The sequence below is a fragment of the Streptomyces sp. B21-083 genome (genome assembly GCF_036898825.1).
Taxonomy (GTDB): Bacteria; Actinomycetota; Actinomycetes; order Streptomycetales; family Streptomycetaceae; genus Streptomyces.
In genome coordinates this window covers 33,654-49,114 of record NZ_JARUND010000005.1, presented here as the reverse complement: position 1 = coordinate 49,114, position 15,461 = coordinate 33,654, and the positions used below count along the sequence as shown (strand labels likewise).

Annotated in this window: 11 protein-coding genes; 5 read left to right on the top strand and 6 right to left on the bottom strand. The window is 72.4% G+C overall.

What is annotated here, in order from left to right; genetic code table 11:
* Nucleotides 1–723 precede the first annotated feature (723 nt).
* The 4 genes from QA861_RS46915 (at nt 724) to QA861_RS46900 (ending at nt 6,246) form a co-directional block, all read left to right on the top strand.
* Complete coding sequence (locus tag QA861_RS46915) at nt 724–3,669, top strand: hypothetical protein (RefSeq protein WP_334595297.1); 2,946 nt, start codon at nt 724–726, stop codon at nt 3,667–3,669.
* Nucleotides 3,670–3,840: 171 nt separating this feature from the next.
* Nucleotides 3,841–4,938 (top strand): TniQ family protein, encoded by a 1,098-nt coding sequence (locus tag QA861_RS46910; RefSeq protein ID WP_334595296.1) that lies wholly within the window; start codon nt 3,841–3,843, stop codon nt 4,936–4,938.
* A 220-nt stretch (nt 4,939–5,158) separates the two neighbouring features.
* Nucleotides 5,159–6,070, top strand: a complete 912-nt coding sequence (locus QA861_RS46905; RefSeq protein ID WP_334595295.1) for a hypothetical protein — start codon at nt 5,159–5,161, stop codon at nt 6,068–6,070.
* On the top strand, nt 6,064–6,246 hold the full coding sequence (locus QA861_RS46900; RefSeq protein ID WP_334595294.1) for a hypothetical protein: 183 nt from the start codon (nt 6,064–6,066) through the stop codon (nt 6,244–6,246). The genes QA861_RS46905 and QA861_RS46900 overlap by 7 nt, the downstream gene beginning before the upstream one ends.
* Nucleotides 6,247–6,333: 87 nt before the next feature.
* Here QA861_RS46900 and QA861_RS46895 read toward each other — a convergent pair whose 3' ends face one another.
* Nucleotides 6,334–7,578 carry a hypothetical protein gene (locus QA861_RS46895; RefSeq protein WP_334595293.1) on the bottom strand — a complete coding sequence of 415 codons (1,245 nt, stop codon included), beginning with the start codon at nt 7,576–7,578 and terminating at the stop codon, nt 6,334–6,336.
* A gap of 424 nt (nt 7,579–8,002) precedes the next feature.
* Here QA861_RS46895 and QA861_RS46890 point away from each other — a divergent pair, with 424 nt between their 5' ends.
* Complete coding sequence (locus QA861_RS46890) at nt 8,003–8,350, top strand: hypothetical protein (protein WP_334595292.1); 348 nt, start codon at nt 8,003–8,005, stop codon at nt 8,348–8,350.
* 97 nt (nt 8,351–8,447) lie between these two features.
* On the opposite strand, the gene QA861_RS46885 is transcribed toward QA861_RS46890, so the two are convergent.
* The 5 genes from QA861_RS46885 to tpg form a co-directional block, all read right to left on the bottom strand.
* Nucleotides 8,448–9,680 carry a hypothetical protein gene (locus QA861_RS46885; protein ID WP_334595291.1) on the bottom strand — a complete coding sequence of 411 codons (1,233 nt, stop codon included), beginning with the start codon at nt 9,678–9,680 and terminating at the stop codon, nt 8,448–8,450.
* Entirely contained in the window at nt 9,677–10,360 is a 684-nt protein-coding gene (locus QA861_RS46880; protein WP_334595290.1) for a hypothetical protein, read from the bottom strand. Before QA861_RS46880 ends, QA861_RS46885 begins: the two co-directional genes overlap by 4 nt.
* 89 nt (nt 10,361–10,449) lie before the next feature.
* The gene (locus QA861_RS46875; RefSeq protein WP_334595289.1) at nt 10,450–12,771 is read right to left on the bottom strand and encodes a DUF6884 domain-containing protein; all 2,322 of its coding nucleotides are present in this window, start codon (nt 12,769–12,771) and stop codon (nt 10,450–10,452) included.
* Between the two features lie 409 nt (nt 12,772–13,180).
* Nucleotides 13,181–14,893, bottom strand: coding sequence for a telomere-associated protein Tap (tap, locus tag QA861_RS46870; RefSeq protein WP_334595288.1), 1,713 nt, complete (start codon nt 14,891–14,893; stop codon nt 13,181–13,183).
* Nucleotides 14,894–14,898: 5 nt separating this feature from the next.
* Nucleotides 14,899–15,453: a telomere-protecting terminal protein Tpg gene (tpg, locus tag QA861_RS46865; RefSeq protein ID WP_334595287.1), complete on the bottom strand. Its 555-nt coding sequence runs from the start codon at nt 15,451–15,453 to the stop codon at nt 14,899–14,901.
* Between the last annotated feature and the right edge of the window lie 8 nt (nt 15,454–15,461).

The window sequence follows — 15,461 nt, the reverse complement described above, 5'->3', positions numbered from 1 at the left end:
TACAAACCGCCAAACGGTGCACCCCTGTGGACAACATCATTTCCGCAGGTCAAGCGCCATTTTTCGATCATTCCCGCCCTCGAACCCCTTCCGAAGTGATCACCGTAACCGCCAAAACGTGCACCCTTTTTCCACACTGCGGAAATCGAACAGAGGGGGGGAGGTGCACCACTTGGCGGTTTCGGCCGTGACCAGCGGAAACGGCCCTTCCCCGACCCCTCTTACTGAAAACGGTTCCCATCTGACTGTTCGAGTAAGGAGCGGCGCCAAAGTTTGAACCCTTACCGGCCGCAGTGCACCCCGTGGCGGTTTCGGCCCCGTGGCGAGTGTTCCCGCTGGTCAGCCTCGAAACCGCCATATGGTGCACCCCTTTTCCACAGATCGGACCCGGTGACGAACCGCGCCGTGCGCCCCTTAGCGACGTCCGGGCGCGGGTGCGGACTCTACGCCGCGAACGGCGTCCGGGTGCGGCAGGCGCCCGTACGGGACGCGTGCGGCCCCTTCTGAGTGATCGTCACGGGTGCGCGGGGGGTCCAGTGTCGACCGCCCCGGGGCCCGTGGCGGTTTCGGCCGAGGCCGCGGAAGTGCCGGCCGCCGCGCGGGATGCGACTCGCCAAATAAGTTGTAACTCAACTTGTAGTTGGGCTGAAAGTTGGCTAGTGTGGGAACCGCACCAACCGCCGAGGGCAAGCCTCGGCGGACCGGCCGAAAGGAACCGCGCACATGACGTCGACCGCCCTCCCGATGCCCGTTGCTGACGCTCTGTCGAGTGGCGCACCCCGCAACCTGGGGACGCTCGCCACTACGGCTACCCGTCGAGGGTGGGGCGCCATGGTCGAGCGGGACCAGGAGCGCGACGCGTGGACGCTGATTCTCGCCACCCCGTCCGACCGCCGGGCACTCCGGTACACGTGGCGCGCGGGCAAGTGGTTGGCCTCGAACGCGCACGGCTACCGCGAGACGCTCGCTTTCCACCGGTCCGAGGCCGCGGGCACCCCGGACGCCGAGGCCGCGCCGGTCAAGGTTCCGGCCGGTGACGTCGAGGCCGCTACGGTCGCCGAGGCCGAGGCGGGTGTCACTGCTGCGGGTGCTGCCCTCGACGCGGTCAAGGCCGGACAGACGGCCGAGGAGGCACTCGCCGAGGCGCGCAAGTGCGCGGACGCTGCGGGCGGATTCCAGCACTCGGCAGAGACGGCGCAGGAGGCGGCCGAGGCCGCGCGTACCTGGGCCGAGGCGGACGCCGAGGCGGACCAGGCCGAGGCGGACGCCAAGGGAGCGGCCGAGGCGGTCGTCGAGTGCAAGCGCGCTTTCCAGCGGGCGCAGCGTGCGGCCAATGAGTGCCGGAAGTACGCCGAGGCCGCTACCGGTGCCCTGTACGAGACCGAGGCGGACCGCGCTTACGAGGCTGCGAAGGATGCGCGGGAGACGGCGCGGGAGTCCCTCGGCACTGCCGAGGAGGCGGCCGAAGCTGCGAAGGAGGCGGCCGAGGCTGCGCGCACCGCGGCCGATGACGAGTGCATGGGGTGCGGCGAATGGCTGTGCGCGTGCCGAGAGATCATGTGCGCGGTGCTCGCCCGGTACGGGTCGGGTGCGGCGCGCACGGTCGACCCCGAGGCGGTCCGCATCGGCGAACTGATCATGTCGGACGCCGAGGAGCTTCACGCCGCTGGACAGCTCATGCTGTGCGGTGAGTGGGCCGAGGCCGAGGAGGCTATCGAGCGTGCCGAGGAGGGTCCGGCCGAGGCCGAGGAGCGGCGCGCGGCGGTCCGTGCGGCCGAGGCCGCGGTCGAGCCTGCGGCACCGGTAGCGACGTGCGACGGCCGGACCGCGCGCCAGTGGGCCGAGGAGGCGGAGGGACACGCGTCCCGCGCGGCCGAGGCGTACGAGCTCACGGTGACGGCCGTCCGGTACCGGACCAACATCTATGACGCGATGCCCGTTGAGCGGCTCGACGAGACCGAGGGCAAGCGGGTGCGGGCCGCTCTCGCCCGTGTCGACCGCCGGTCCCGGACCGCGTACAACCTTGAGCTTTCCGCGCGGCGTGACTGGTGGGACGGCGCGGAGATCACGGACCCCGCCCGTGCGCGGGACTGCGCCGAGCGTGCGCGTGTGCTGGCCGACGGGTGCGAGGCGGACGCGCGCACGGTCGCTGAGGCTTTCGCGTGGGCCGAGGCCGAGGCGGCGGCGGCGGCCGAGTTGCAGCGCGCGGAGTGGTCCCTCGCGGACGCCGAGGAGCGCTACGAGGCTGCGCGCCGTCCGAACGCGTGGATCGGGGCGCAGGGTGTTGACCGCCGCATCGGAGAGACGAACGCGCTCCGTCTCGTGTGGATCGCGCGGCAGGCTCTTGCGGCGGTCAACGGCGCGCCGTTCATTGCGTACCCGACGCTTACCGACCGAGGGACCGTCAAGGGGTGGAGCGTCGGGTACTGCACCGTGAGCCGGTACGCGGGCACGGCCGTGCGCATCGTCGACACGTCCGCGGACGAGTGGCGGGCCGAGGCAATCGCCGACGCGCGGAACCGCGAGCACGCCGCGCGGGTGCTGTGTGAGCGCATGGCCGGTGAACTGGTCATCATGCGGGCCCTGATGGACGACGCGCGGCACGCGAACACGAAGGTTCCGGGCGGCCGGTACCGGCAGGCGCGTACCGCGCTGGAGACGGCCGAGGAGCTGCACGACCGTGCCGCACGGGAGCGCGGGACCGAGGCGGCCGACCGTATCGCCCCGGTGGCCGACAGGGTCCGCGCGCTGAGTGCCACGGTGGCGGAGTACGCGCGGGATCGCGAGGAGTGGACACGGAACCAGCGCGCGGCCGAGGCTGCGCGGGCCGAGGCCGCTCCGGTGCCGGCGGCCCCGACCGAGGCGGCGGTCGAGGAAACACCCCGGTGCCGATTCGGCCGCCGGGACGCCGAGGGCCGCTATCCGGTGTCGGTCGACGGCGCACCGGTCGGGCACGTCTACCGGACGCGCCGCACATGGTGGGCCCTCGGTCTCGACGAGACGCGCCGGACCGACCACACCAGCCGCGCCGAGGCGGCGGCCCGACTCGTCGGGTTGGTCGACGTGCGGGCCGCGGCCGAGGCGGACACCGCGCGCCGGATGCGGGCCCGCACCGTGGCGCCGGAAGGGTGGCGCGTCACCACATGGGAGGCGGTCGAGCCGGGGGACGTCGTTCGGACCCCGGGGCGGTGCGTGCCGGTCCGTGGGGACGGCGGTCCCCTGTCCCCCGAAATGTGGGGCGCCCCGGTGACCTTGACCGGTGTCGAGCGTCTCGACAACGGGTCGGTTGTAGCGCGCGGACGGGAAGGGGACGCGCCTGCATGGCTCGGTATGGGTGTCCTGTTGTCCACCCCCCGCTACGCGGAGGTTGGCCTCTTGGTGCCCGACGTCGAGCGTCCGGCGGCGGTCGAGGTGGCGGCGGTCGAGGTGGCGGCGGTCGAGGTGGCGGTCGAGGTGGCGGTCGAGGGACCGGTCGGGCGGGCCCTGTCGCGTCGGGCGCAGGCGGGGGGATCTCGGGGTGTCCGCGCAGGTCACAGCACGCGACAGGGCGCCATGCGACAGGGCACGCGACAGGGCACGCGACAGGCGTCCGGGGAGAACAGGAGGCGTCGGGAGCGGGCGCCGCCCCCTCCCCCGGCCTCGGGGGTCGGGTGCCGGCGTCTTCCCTGAAACTTGACAGGGTCGCATCAAAAAGCCGTCCGGCCCCTGGGGTCGAGAGGGGTGAGATCCCCTGAAACTTGACAGGAACGCGCCAATAGGGCGATGCCGTCGGGGCCCTCTTCTGGGGCGACGTCACCCGTTCGCGGGCGCCCTGTCGGTGGTGTGTGCCACGGTGCCGACATGAACGCCACCGGCCGCGCAGACCTCACCGCGGATGACCTCCCGATCCGCGTCCCGCTGATTCAGGGCGAGACCCTCGCCTCGTTCCTGATCCGCACCTCGACCGCCAACGGCCTACCCGTCGACACCCTTCTCGGGGCACTCGTCGAGGCCGCTCCCGAGGTGCCCGAGGACGGCCTCATGCCGCAGCGCGAGGAGGTCCGCCTCTCCGTGGAGGGCCTCGCGCAGCTCGCCGCCCTGGTGGGCCGGGAGCCCGAGCAACTCGCACGGGCGTTGCCCGGCGTACGGCCCGGCGGCCTCGTTGACGCGCCGCGCGTCGAGCCCTGGCCGAGGGATCTTGGCGCCCCTCCCCTGCCTGCCTGCCCGCTCTGTATGGAGCCCGGGGCGTGGCTCGCTGCCGAGGGGCACCGGTGGCGTCCCTGCGGCTGCGGCCGTCGATGGATGGCCGGTGATGACGGCGGGTACCTCGTCGACACCGGCCCCGTCCCGGACCTCGGGCGAGCCCTGGCCCGACACCGCGCGATGGTGCACCGCTTGGGCCCGGCCGCCGATGCTCTCGTGACGGACGCTCATCAGGTCACCCTCTGGTGGTGGGCGTCCGGACTCGTCGCCGAGGCGTGGCGGGAGCGCGAGGACGTCCTCGACATGACGCGGCACCGCCGCCGAGCGGCACCCGTCGCGGTCTACCCCGAGGCCGTCGCCCTGGCCGAGGTCATGTGGAAGTGGGAGGAGCGGCGCAGGCGCCCGAGTGCCTCCCCCGAGCGGTGGCTCGACTCCGTCGCGCAGCTCGCCCCCGCCGGCACTCTCACCCGCCGGGAACGGCCCCCACTGACCTACTGGCTAGAGCAGCACCGGCCCGAACCGTCCGGAAAGCCCTCGGGACGCGGCGCTGCGGAACGGCGCTGGAACCGCCTTCCTGCGCTGCACCACCGGCCCCGCCCCGAAGAACACGGGCCGCTCCGGGCACCCTCCTGCCTGATGTGGGTCTACGGCCTCCCGCTCACCTCGACCACGGGTGTATGCCCGCACTGCAACGGGCGCGCGCCGAGCTGCCGATGGGTGCCCTACGCCGGGTGCACCGGCCTGCCCCGGAAGTAGGACCGCCCTCCCGTTCGCCCTCGACTGTCGGTGCCCTCCGCTACGGTTCTCCCGAGGGCGGAACCGCCGCCCATACCGCCGCCCGCGCGCCCACGCCGTGCCAGGGCACCGACGGTAGAAGGTCCCTCGGGAAACCGGTCCGCAGGCAGTGAGCTGACGATCCGTTCCGTACCGGGCGGGTGGCGTGGGGACCGAGGCCCGGCACTGGGAGGGCATCGCCATGCCGAAGCGTGACGCCGCACAGAAGCGGGCGCGAGAGATCCAAGACACCGAGGGCATCGGGTATCACGACGCGCTGAACCGGGCGCGGGCCGAGCTCGCCGAAACCGCCACCGAGGAGACGCCGGCACCCGACCCGGCCGCCGTGGCGTACGTCCTCGAACCGACCGCCGCCGAGGCCGAGCTCGGCATCACCGCCGAGGAGCTCGGCATTCGTGCACTGCCCGCCGACGCCTCCCCCGGGCGGCGGGCGCGAGCCGAGGCGGTATGGCGCCCCGAGCCGGACCCGGCTCGGCCGTGCCGGTGCTCCGGGCAGTGCCACCACGGCGACGGCTGCGCCGAGGAGTACAGCACCGAGGCGGGCGCCGACGTCGAATGCGGGGGCCGCCTCGTCCACGTCGACCGCTTCCCCGGTTCGCTCTGGGGCATCACGTCATGGTGGGACACCTACCGGTGCGCCGAGTGCGGCGAGACTGCCGAGGCGGCGGTCGACCTCCCCGAGATCCCGTGGGGCGAGCAACGCCCGAATCCGAACGGTGGCGACGGCTTCACGACGCTCGTCTACGACGGCGTACGACACCCGAACTTCCCCGGGTTCGACGCCGACGCCGACGCCGACGAGGACGAGCTCGACCCCGACGCCTACCCCACCCCCGAGGACGACTACGACCGGTACGGCGACGAGGACCAGGAGGACGAGGAGCCGCTCGCCGAGGAGGACCAGGAGCCCGAGCCCGACTACCTCGACGACGGCCCCGAGGGCGACGTCGACCCGCCCGAGGACTACGACGACCGGCCCGGCGAGGACGAGCTCGGCCCGCCCTCGGAAGTGCCGGCCGCCGGGCCGCGGCCTACGGCCGCCGACTGGTCCCCGGCTTTCGACCTCGACAACGCGCCGCCCTCCGCATGGTGAGGCGCGGCCCCCTCGACCACGACGAGGAGTGCGAGCTCCTCATGTACGAGGGCGGCATCTGCACGTGCCCGGACGGGGGCGAGTCGCCCCGGTGGGACACGTACGACGTGCCGGTGTACGGCGAGGAGCCGAGTACGCATGACGGCCGTCTCGCCGGTCCGGCGCTCGACTGGTGAGTGTCGTCCGCGCGGCTTAGCTGCGCATACGCGAGGGCCCCGACGGGTGCGACCCGTCGGGGCCCTCTGCGTGGGCCTCTGGTCGCGCTACGCCTCGGCGGACGGCCGCCAGGCGAACACGCACCGGACGGAACCCGGCTCGATGCGCCACCCGGCGCCGCTCAGCCGGTCGGCGATGATGCGCAGCTCGGCACGGTGCGGCGCCCGTTCCTCACCGGCCACGTAGAGGCCCTCGGCGAGCCAGTACACCGCCACCCGCCCGGCGCCCCGAGGCTCGACGAGCGCGCCGTGTGCCTGCCCGTCGAACTCGTCGGCCCCGGTGAAATCGTGCTCGTCGGTGACCGTGGCGAGGCTCAGCGAGTCGAGGACGGCGAGCGCGGCGAGCGCGTCGGGGTTGTCAGCATCCCGGGGGGCGCTGCCCGCAGTGCGGCGGCCCTCGCGGATCAGGACGAGCGAGGCGGCCGGGATCGGGTCGCAGGTCTCCCACGGCGTCTCGGTGGCGAGGGTGATCACCGGACCGGACAGGGGTGCAGCCTGCGCGCAGCCGAGGCACCCGCACGCCGAGTCGTACGGGCGGGGTGCGGCGGTGTACGGGTCCGAGTGCATGATCACGTGGCCGAGGGTGGCGGCCGGGGCGCCCTCCCTGTCCGGGAGGCAACCGAACACGGTGTCGCCGAACCGGACCCGGTCGGCGCGCGTGATCACGAGCGCCTCACCGAGCGACGGCCGAGCGTCCGGGGTGACGTCCGCGAAGTGGTCGAGGGCCTCCTCGTCGACCACGAACGCGCGGCCGTTCTCCTCGGCGGCCTCGACCGTTGCGCCGAATCCGGCGGCGGCCCGGGAGAGCTGCGAGGAGGCGCCGAGGCTGATTCCGTACGCCCGTTCCTCGGCGGCGGCCACGCACCGCGTGCACAGTTCGTCGCCCCGCCCGAAGCGCTCGGCGGCCTCGTCGACGTCGAGGTACGCGGACACGATCCGGCCGCACAGGGTGTCGTCATTGCTCGGTGAGTAGTGCACGCGCCGCCCCTTGCCCACGGCAGCGTGCCGGACCTCGGCCCGTACGTAGAGCGGCGCCTCGCCGTCCTGCGCGGCGAGTGCCGGCGCGGTGGTCTTGGCGGGGGTGGCCGTCTTGGCGGTGCAGCGCTCGCACAGGTGAATGGTGGGGAACGGCAGGCGGCGAACCTCGTCCTCGGTGAACAGGCCGACATCCCTTCGGCGGTGGCGCTCGGCGGGCCGGATGCGCTTGTTGCACATGGCGCGGAGGCCGTCCTCCCCCTTGGTGAACGCGTGGAAAAACAGGTCGTTGCTGTCGGTGTTGGCCCATGCCTGCATGTGCTGGTCTCCCTCTGGATCGGTACGGGCCCCACCGTGACACAGGTTGTAGGTCAACTGCAAGTTGAATTACAACTCGGTTCGAGAGTGGCGCCAGAACGGGACGGCATGGGCGGGGTGGGCGGCCCGTATGTCCCCAGCTCACAGAACATGCGCACTCGTCATAACCCCTGTTGGCGAGGGGGTGCACCGTTTGGCGGTTTCGGTACCGAGGGGGTGCATCAGTTGGCGGTTTCGGGGGTGACCTGCGGTTTCTCGGCATCTCGGCAGGCCGCCGCGCGGGCCCTCGGTGCGCCGTGGCGGTTTCGGTGGCGGTTTCGGCGGCGAGGGTCGCCCCCCGCCCCTCAACTTGTAACCGCACTTGCAAGTCACCTACAACTCGTGCCAAGGTGGGGGCCCGCAGTAAACGGAGAGGGGAACCGCTATGGCTGACGCCGCAGACGTCGAGGCGCAGAACACGGCCCGCAAGGTCATCAGTGAGGAGCGGTACGCCTCGGTCGTCGAGTCCACCCGTCACAGCCTCGGCAAATGGGCGCAAGCCATGGGCGAGGAAAAGGTCGAGGAGTTCGTGACGACCGTCCTCGCGGGTGTCGGCTTCCTGCCGCCGCCGCCGAACCCCGAGCCGGGGCAGTGCAGTGCGATGTACCCCGACGAGGTCGGCGACTGGTGGCAGTGCCAGGAGGAGCCGGGCCACGACCCGGCCGACGGCCACGACTCGGGCGAATGGGGCTGGCCCAACGACCACCCGGAAGCGGTACCGCCTCGCGCGTGAGACATGCCGGCAGACGCACCGCGGCCCCGGAGCTCCTTGGAGCTCCGGGGCCGTCGCGGTTCCTGCGGTCTCTCCAATTGGAGAGAAACGGGCGGGGTCAGTCCCGCCAGATGCCGGGCGGGGTGTCCTCGGCGGGTAGGTGCTTGTCGCAGTAGAACGACGTCCCGCGCTTCTCGTCGTCAACCTTCCAGATCACGAGCTCGTCGCACGGCGGTGCGCTCGCACTCTCGGTCGGGGCCGTGCAGCGAGGCGCCCATCTCTTCGTGGCCGGGTGTCCCTTGGGGCGCCGCTCGGCCGTCCGGACGGACTTGGAGCGGGGCGACGGTCGCCATTCGAACCGGTCCACGCCCCGGCTTATGTGCTCCGCGTGCTGCGCCTCGATTCGCTCCGAAAGGAGTTGGAGCGACGGGGCGCCGTTGCTCACGGCGAGCTCGACGGCGACGGCGAGCACGTCCGAGGAGTCGAGCGGTACCCGGTGCCCGAGCGAGAGGTATCCGGCCCACTCGTCGAGCGTCGCCGCCACCGAGGCCGGGACGAGTGCCGAGACGCGGACGGGCGGCGGGGTGCTCGCCTCGGACCCCTCGCCGCTCTGCTCCTGGTCCTCGTTGCCGCCCTCGGTCTTCTCTCCATTTGGAGAGGAATCCTCGGGTGCCGACGGCTTGGTCATGACGCGGCGGGCGGCCTCCCGTACGACGGCGGCGGCCTCCTCGGCATCCTCGGGGAGCTCGGCCGGGAGCTCCTTACGGATCTCGACGAGCACGGCCCCGGTGACCTTCCGGCCGCCCTTCTCTCCGGATGCCTTGTCCGCGCTGCGGTAGAGCTCGATCGCGGGACGCGTCCCGATCTCCTTCTCGATCTTCCGCAGGGGCCGGACGTGTCCCTCGGGTGGTGTGCTCGACGTCGCGGCGGCCACCGCCAGGGCGAGGGGCGCCCCGTCCATCCATCGTCGGGCGTGCGCGGGTGACTTCCCGGTTTCCGCTCGCGCGTACTCGTCGAACGTCATGCCTTGATCCCGGTGGAACTTCCCTTTCGCCGCCACCGTCAGGGCCTTGCCGATCACCCAGATTGCAGCGTCACCAGCCGCGAGGGCTGCGTGAATGACCCTCTCGGTTACGGCCCGCTGTCGGGCCTCGGTCTCGTCGAGCGGGGAACGGTCGTCCTCGGGGACCTCCCGGACGTCGTCGAGGTCCGGGAGCTGGTCGGCGAGCTCTGCCACACCGGAGACGGCCGACGTCAGGTCAGGCAGGTGCGCGGCATTGTTCTTGACCGCCCGATTCCCCTTGCGGGCCCGGTTGAGGAGGTCGGCGCGGTTTGTCGTCTCCACCGTCACGCAGCTGCCTCCTTGGCGAGCTCGGCGGCGAGGAGGTCCATCGGTGACCCGGCGACGAGCGGCGGTTCGAGGCCGTACGACTGGCCGTAACCGTCCTCCTTGTCCACGCGGGGAATGCGGGTCTTGAGCACGGTGAACCCGCCGCCGGTCAGGTCCCGGTACGTGGTGTCAGCGGCCTTGGCCGAGGCGTTCGTCAGGGTCAGGCAGATGACGAGACGCGGGAAGTGCGCGCCGACCTCTTCGAGGTGGTCGATCGCCGCGAGGACCGAACCGGCTCGGTTCATCTCCATACGGGTCGGGGGAAGCGTCAACACCGCGAGGTCGACGCCGCTCAAGACGGCGAAGTGCATGTTCCCGGCCTTGCGGTTCCACGCCCCGGTGTCGACGGCCAGAAGGCCGCCCTCCGGGGTGTACTTCACGAGCTGGTCGCGGACCTTGGAGCGGTTCGGCGCCGGGTACACCGGTCCGCCGAGGTCGGCCTCGTCCGACCACTCCAGGAGGCTGCCCTTTTCCTCGTCGCCGGGCTCGTCGGCATCCATGGCCGAGGCCGGGATACCGGACGCGTTCCAGTGCTTGAGCATGTGGGCGATGATCGTGCTTTTGCCGGTGCCGCCCTTGCCGACGAACGCGATCCTGCGCCCCTGTCCGGGGATCACCACGGGGGGTGTGAGTGTCGTCATGCGATGACGTTAGCCCGTGATCAAGCGTGCGCGGCACGGGTTAACCGAGCGCGTCGGCGCGCGGACCGAACCGACAGGCTCCCCCGGCCTCAACCGCCGTACGTGTCACGGCACAACGCCGCGAGGCTCGGGTCGGTGACACCCTGCGCGGCCTGGCATACGTCCCTCATGCCGTACTCGGCCGAGCTCGGCGCCCGGCCCGGGGTGCGTGGCGCGGGCCGACGGACCGGCGCCGGACGTTCCCGGTGAGGCGGTGCCGGCGGACGGACCGCCCGGGGTGCGGCGGGCCGGTGCGTGACCCGTTCCCGGGGAGTGTCGACGGGGGCCCGGCGCTGCGGCCGGGAGGGAGCGGCGGACGCCGAGGAGGGCGCCGGGCCGGTTGTCACGAGCTCCTCGACGGCCGGGGCCTGCGTGACCTCGGCCGCGGTGAACGCGGGCGCCGGGCGCGCGGCGGGTCGGTGGTGGGGAGCGCGCGCCGAGCCGTCGGCAGGGGAGACAGACACGCACCCGGCGGTGGCCAGGAGGGCGAGGGCTGCGGCGGCGAGGGCGATCACGGGGCGGTGCACCCGCTCACCGTGCCTGATCACGGGAGGATCGACGTCCCGCCGCGCTGCGGTCCACTGGTACGGGTGACAGGGCCGCTCGCCGCCCTGTACGCCCCTCTGTCGCGCCCGCCGCAGGCCCGGGGAGTCCGGGGAGTCTCCGCAGGTCACAGCGCGCGACAGAGGGCCACGCGACACGGCACGCGACACCGACCGCGCGGCCGGGCGGAAGTGCCGGCCGCGCAGCACCGCCGGAACCGGGGCGAGCTCGGCCGGACGCGCCGGGACCGACGCGGCGAGGGCCTCGACCGACACCTCGGCCGGGGCGAGCTCGTCGGCCTGGTCCTCGGCGAGCTGCGCGGCGTCGGCCTCGGCCGGGCGGCGGGCGGGATCGTAGATCGAGGCCAGACGCGCGAGCTGTTCGCCGATCCCCCGCGTACCGGCGAGCGGCGCGCCAAGGTCGGGGAACGCCTCGCGTGCGAGGTCGACGTACGCCCGGCCGCCGAGCACCGTCACGGCTGCCCCCGAGATCCCGAGCTCGTGCGCCTGCCTGCGGAGCGTCTCGCCGTCCACCGTGCCAGGGTCACCGGCCCGCAGCTCGTACGTGATGATCCACTCAGTGAGCTCGACGAGGCCGTGTTTCGCGGACAGGATCAGCACCCGCCCGGACCGGCCGCCGTGAGTGAGGGTGTCGGCGGCACGCCGTGCGGCGCGGTGGTAGCTCCCGACGTACATCTCACCGGCCGGGAGGACGGGAACCGGCTCACCCTTGCGCAGGCCGTCGGCGTACACCGCCTTGCGGCCACCGCACGGCACGATCACGACGCGCTCACGCTCCTCACGCGCCGCCCGACGCCGTCCCGCCTCGGTGATCCGGACCGTGCCCGGGTGGGGCTTGAGCGAGTCGGCGATCGGGAGGCGGCGGCCGTGGTTGTACGGCGGTGCCCACTCGACGCATCCGGCGGTCTCAAGGGCCGCGAGCGTCCGCAGGTTGCAGCCGTTCGGGAAGTGCCCGGCGGGGTGCGCGGCGGCGGTGTGCAGCCAACGGCGCTGTACCCGGGTGAGCGGCACCTCGACGAGCTCCTCGTCCTCCTGGTCCTCGACGACGTCCTCGGCCGCGGCCTCCTCGACCGGTTCCTCGTCGGCGGGGAGCTCCGCGCCGTCGAGCGCGGCGAACAGGCGGGCGCTGCGCCGGGCCCGCGCGTCGTGCAGCTCGGCGAGCTCGCGCTCGAACGCCTCGGCGGCCGGGTTCGGCGTGCGGTCGGCGCGGGCGAGGATCTCCTCGGCCTCGGCCTGGTCGTGCATCGCGCGCAGCTCGACCGGGCCCTCGGCCTTGACGACGTCGTACGCCACGGCTCGCGCCTGGTCCCACATGGGGCGGGCCGGGTCGACGGGGAGCGGCGGCAGGCCGGTAATGCCGAGGTAGTCGGCCACGGCCGCGAACGCCTCGACGCGGAACCGTGCGGCGTAGGCCCGGCGTCCGCCGGCATCGACGTATTCGAGTGCGTCCTCGGCGGCCACGCTGCGGGCCCACCGGCCGTAGGCGCGGGCGGACTTGGTGGCGAGGGCCTCGACGCGGGCGAGGTAGCGCGGGACGGCGGACAGGTACCGGGCGAGGCGCTCGGGCTCGCCGGACAGTTCGAGGCGCAGCTCGTCGGGCGTCGGCGCGGGGGCGTCCGGGCTCGCCGGGTTGTAGTGCAGCGTTCGCCAGGGGTGCCGGGCCGTCACGTTGTAGATGACCGCGAGGCGGCGGGCGGCGGCAGCGCGCGGCTTGCCCTTCCCGGCGGCGCGGGGGAAGTCGAGGCGGGCCTCTCCTCGGCCGTGGTGGTCGACGGCGATCCCGGTCCGGGTGGCGTACTCGGTAGGCATTCGGTGCGGCTCCTCGTCGGCGGGCGGTCCGCTCACCTTCCCACGACTGCAAGTCAACTGCAAGTCACGTTACAAGTTGAGTTGAATCTCTCGGGCATAGAAAAAGAGGCGGGGCCCGACGCGATGCGCCGGGCCCCGCCTGGTAGTCGGGATGGTCAGGGGGTGGTGATGCGCTGCCGCGCGTGGCTCCGGAGTCCTTCGGGATCGGCTGCCACGTCGCCGGAGTCCGTAAGCCACGCGTAGCCGCCTCCAACTCGGAATGTCCAGCCGCCCGGAGCGGGCTCGAACCCTTCCGCCTCTGGCCAGACAGCCCGAGCGCTCTCGATCGCAGCCTCTTCCTTCATGGTCTCCCTTTCCGTTGACGCTCGATGACGACGTTCCGTCGCCGCCCGTGGTGCGCGGGGAACCGCTACTCGCCGTCGCGGACGGCGTCGCGGCCCTCCTTGATGAACCGGCCGGGGTTCGCCCGCTTCGCGGTCATGTCCCGGTACCACTGCATGGGCTGCACCCCCTCTTGCTTGACGAACCCCGGGTTCGGGCCGAGGCGGAACGCGCCCGGGAGCGGACTCCCGTCCTCCTTGCGTGCCATCACGGCAAGGGCCGTCGGCTGCGCCGAGGGGTAGATCACGCAGTCCGCCAGGACCGCGAGCGGGACCAGGCCGAGGGCGTTCCAGACCTTGACCATCTTCCGGTGCTGCCCGACGCGCGAGGCGCTGATCACGGCCGCGCGGATATCAGGGCGCCAGGTCGGCCGCTTGAGCGCCGCCCACGGGGCGTTGCGTCCCTCGCGCTTGGTGCTGCCCTGCGGCCTCTCGCGCATCTTGCCGATGCCGCCCTTTGCCGTGGCCTTGATCGCGGACAGGAGCGCGACGGCCTCGGGGTCACGGGCCTTGACCGTGGCCATAGCGTCGATGAACGCCGCCTCGTCCATGTCCTCGGTGATGCCGAGATCGGCGAGCGTGTCCATGTACGCCGACCGAAGGCGGTTGTGCCACAGGTCGAGGTATCCGCCGGCATCCGGGCGCAGCCACGCCGCGAGCGGCCGGACCTCGATCCCGAGCTCTTGCGCGTAGGCCAGGGTCGGCGTCGCGTACCAGGCCGGTCCGGTCGGCGGCCGTCCGTCCGGCGTGAACGGCGAGGGGAAGTTCTCGGGGAGCTCGCGCCACTGCTTGGTGCGGAGATCCTTGGTGTGCAGCTTGGCGCCGGACAGGTCGACCAGCCATGCGCCCGGGATTTTCTTGTCGAACGCCGGGCCGTCGGTGTAGACCGCCTCGCCGAGTCCCACGGTGAGCCTGTTCGCTGCGGCGAGGAACGCCGTATTCACGTCGAGGCCGACCACGTACGGGAGCGCGGCCTCCTCCTCGGTGGCCTCGCGGAACCAAGTGAGGGCCTCCTCGACGAGGACGTGAGCCGGGCTCTTGGACTCCTCGCGGGTGCGCTCGGCCGCGATCGGGTGCTCGTCGGGCGCCTCGGGCGGCGCGGGGTCTACGGCCTTGTGCAGCGAGCCGGGCACCGGGACGCGGCGCATACGGCCGGTGCCCCGGTCGAACTTGGCCACCGTCGGCGGCCGTACGGCCGTCATCAGGGACAGGCTGCACCCGGCGGTCGAGCCGGTCGGGCTGATGACCCGCTCGGCGTACAGGCCGAGGGTGTACGCCAGGGCGCCGGGGTCGGCGGCGACGAAAGCCATGTCACCCCACCGCATGTTGTCGCTGAACGCGCCCCACGGCACCACGGCGACGTGCACCTCGGTCCGGTCACGGAACAGAAAGGACCAGCCGCCGAGGCCCGCGCGGCTGAGTGTCCACCCGGCCTCGGTCAGAGCCTTGACGGCCGGATCGTCGTCGGGCACCCGCAGGCGCTTGCGGTCGTCCAGCCGGGGCGGGAGGCCGAGGAACTCGACGGCGGACTCGGTCAGGATCAGGAGGGGCCCGGTGTCCTCGCCGTACTGCGACAGCTTGGCCGCGCCGAGGCCGTAGCCGAGGGCCCAATCGGCGGCCGTCGCAAGGTCGGTGACCTCGCCCGGCAGGTCGATGCGCTGCACGTTCGGAAGGTAGGCGACGAGGGCGCCGTCGGCGGCGTCGAGGACGGCCAGGGGAGCGGCGTAGGTCTGCTCGGTCATGGTCGTCATCCCCTGAAATCCCACTCGATGTAGTCGATATCCGTGAGCTCGATCCCGAGCTCGTCCTCGTTGGCGGCCGTCCCCGGGGTGTAGAAGTACGGCGACACCGCCTTAGCCGCGAGCTCGTTGAGCTTGTCCTCGTCCCCGTTGCGTAGGGCCTCGAACACCTCGGGAATCAGCTCGGGCGGGACCTCCTCGGTAAGGCGCCGCATCCGCGGGTCATCCGTCGTGCCGGCGTCCGATGTGAATCCCACCGCGGCTCGGGTCTCGATGACGAGGCCGCGGTCCTGCGCCTCCTTCTGTGCCTTGGCGGTAACGCGCGGCTGGTGGTCCTTCCGCACCTCGTTTTCGAGGCGGCCGAGGGTCTCGGGCTTGCTGTTCTCGATCTTCCGCTCACCCTTGACGAGGCGCTGAACCTGACGTCGGGAGATGCCGAGGCGCTCGGCGACCTTGGCTGTGTTGCCCTTCTCGCGGCGCAACAGGGCGTTGAACCGGCCCCGAGGAGTCTTGGGAATGTCGCGGGTCTGGAACTTGGCGCGCAGCGCGTTAAAGATCTTCACTGTGTCCT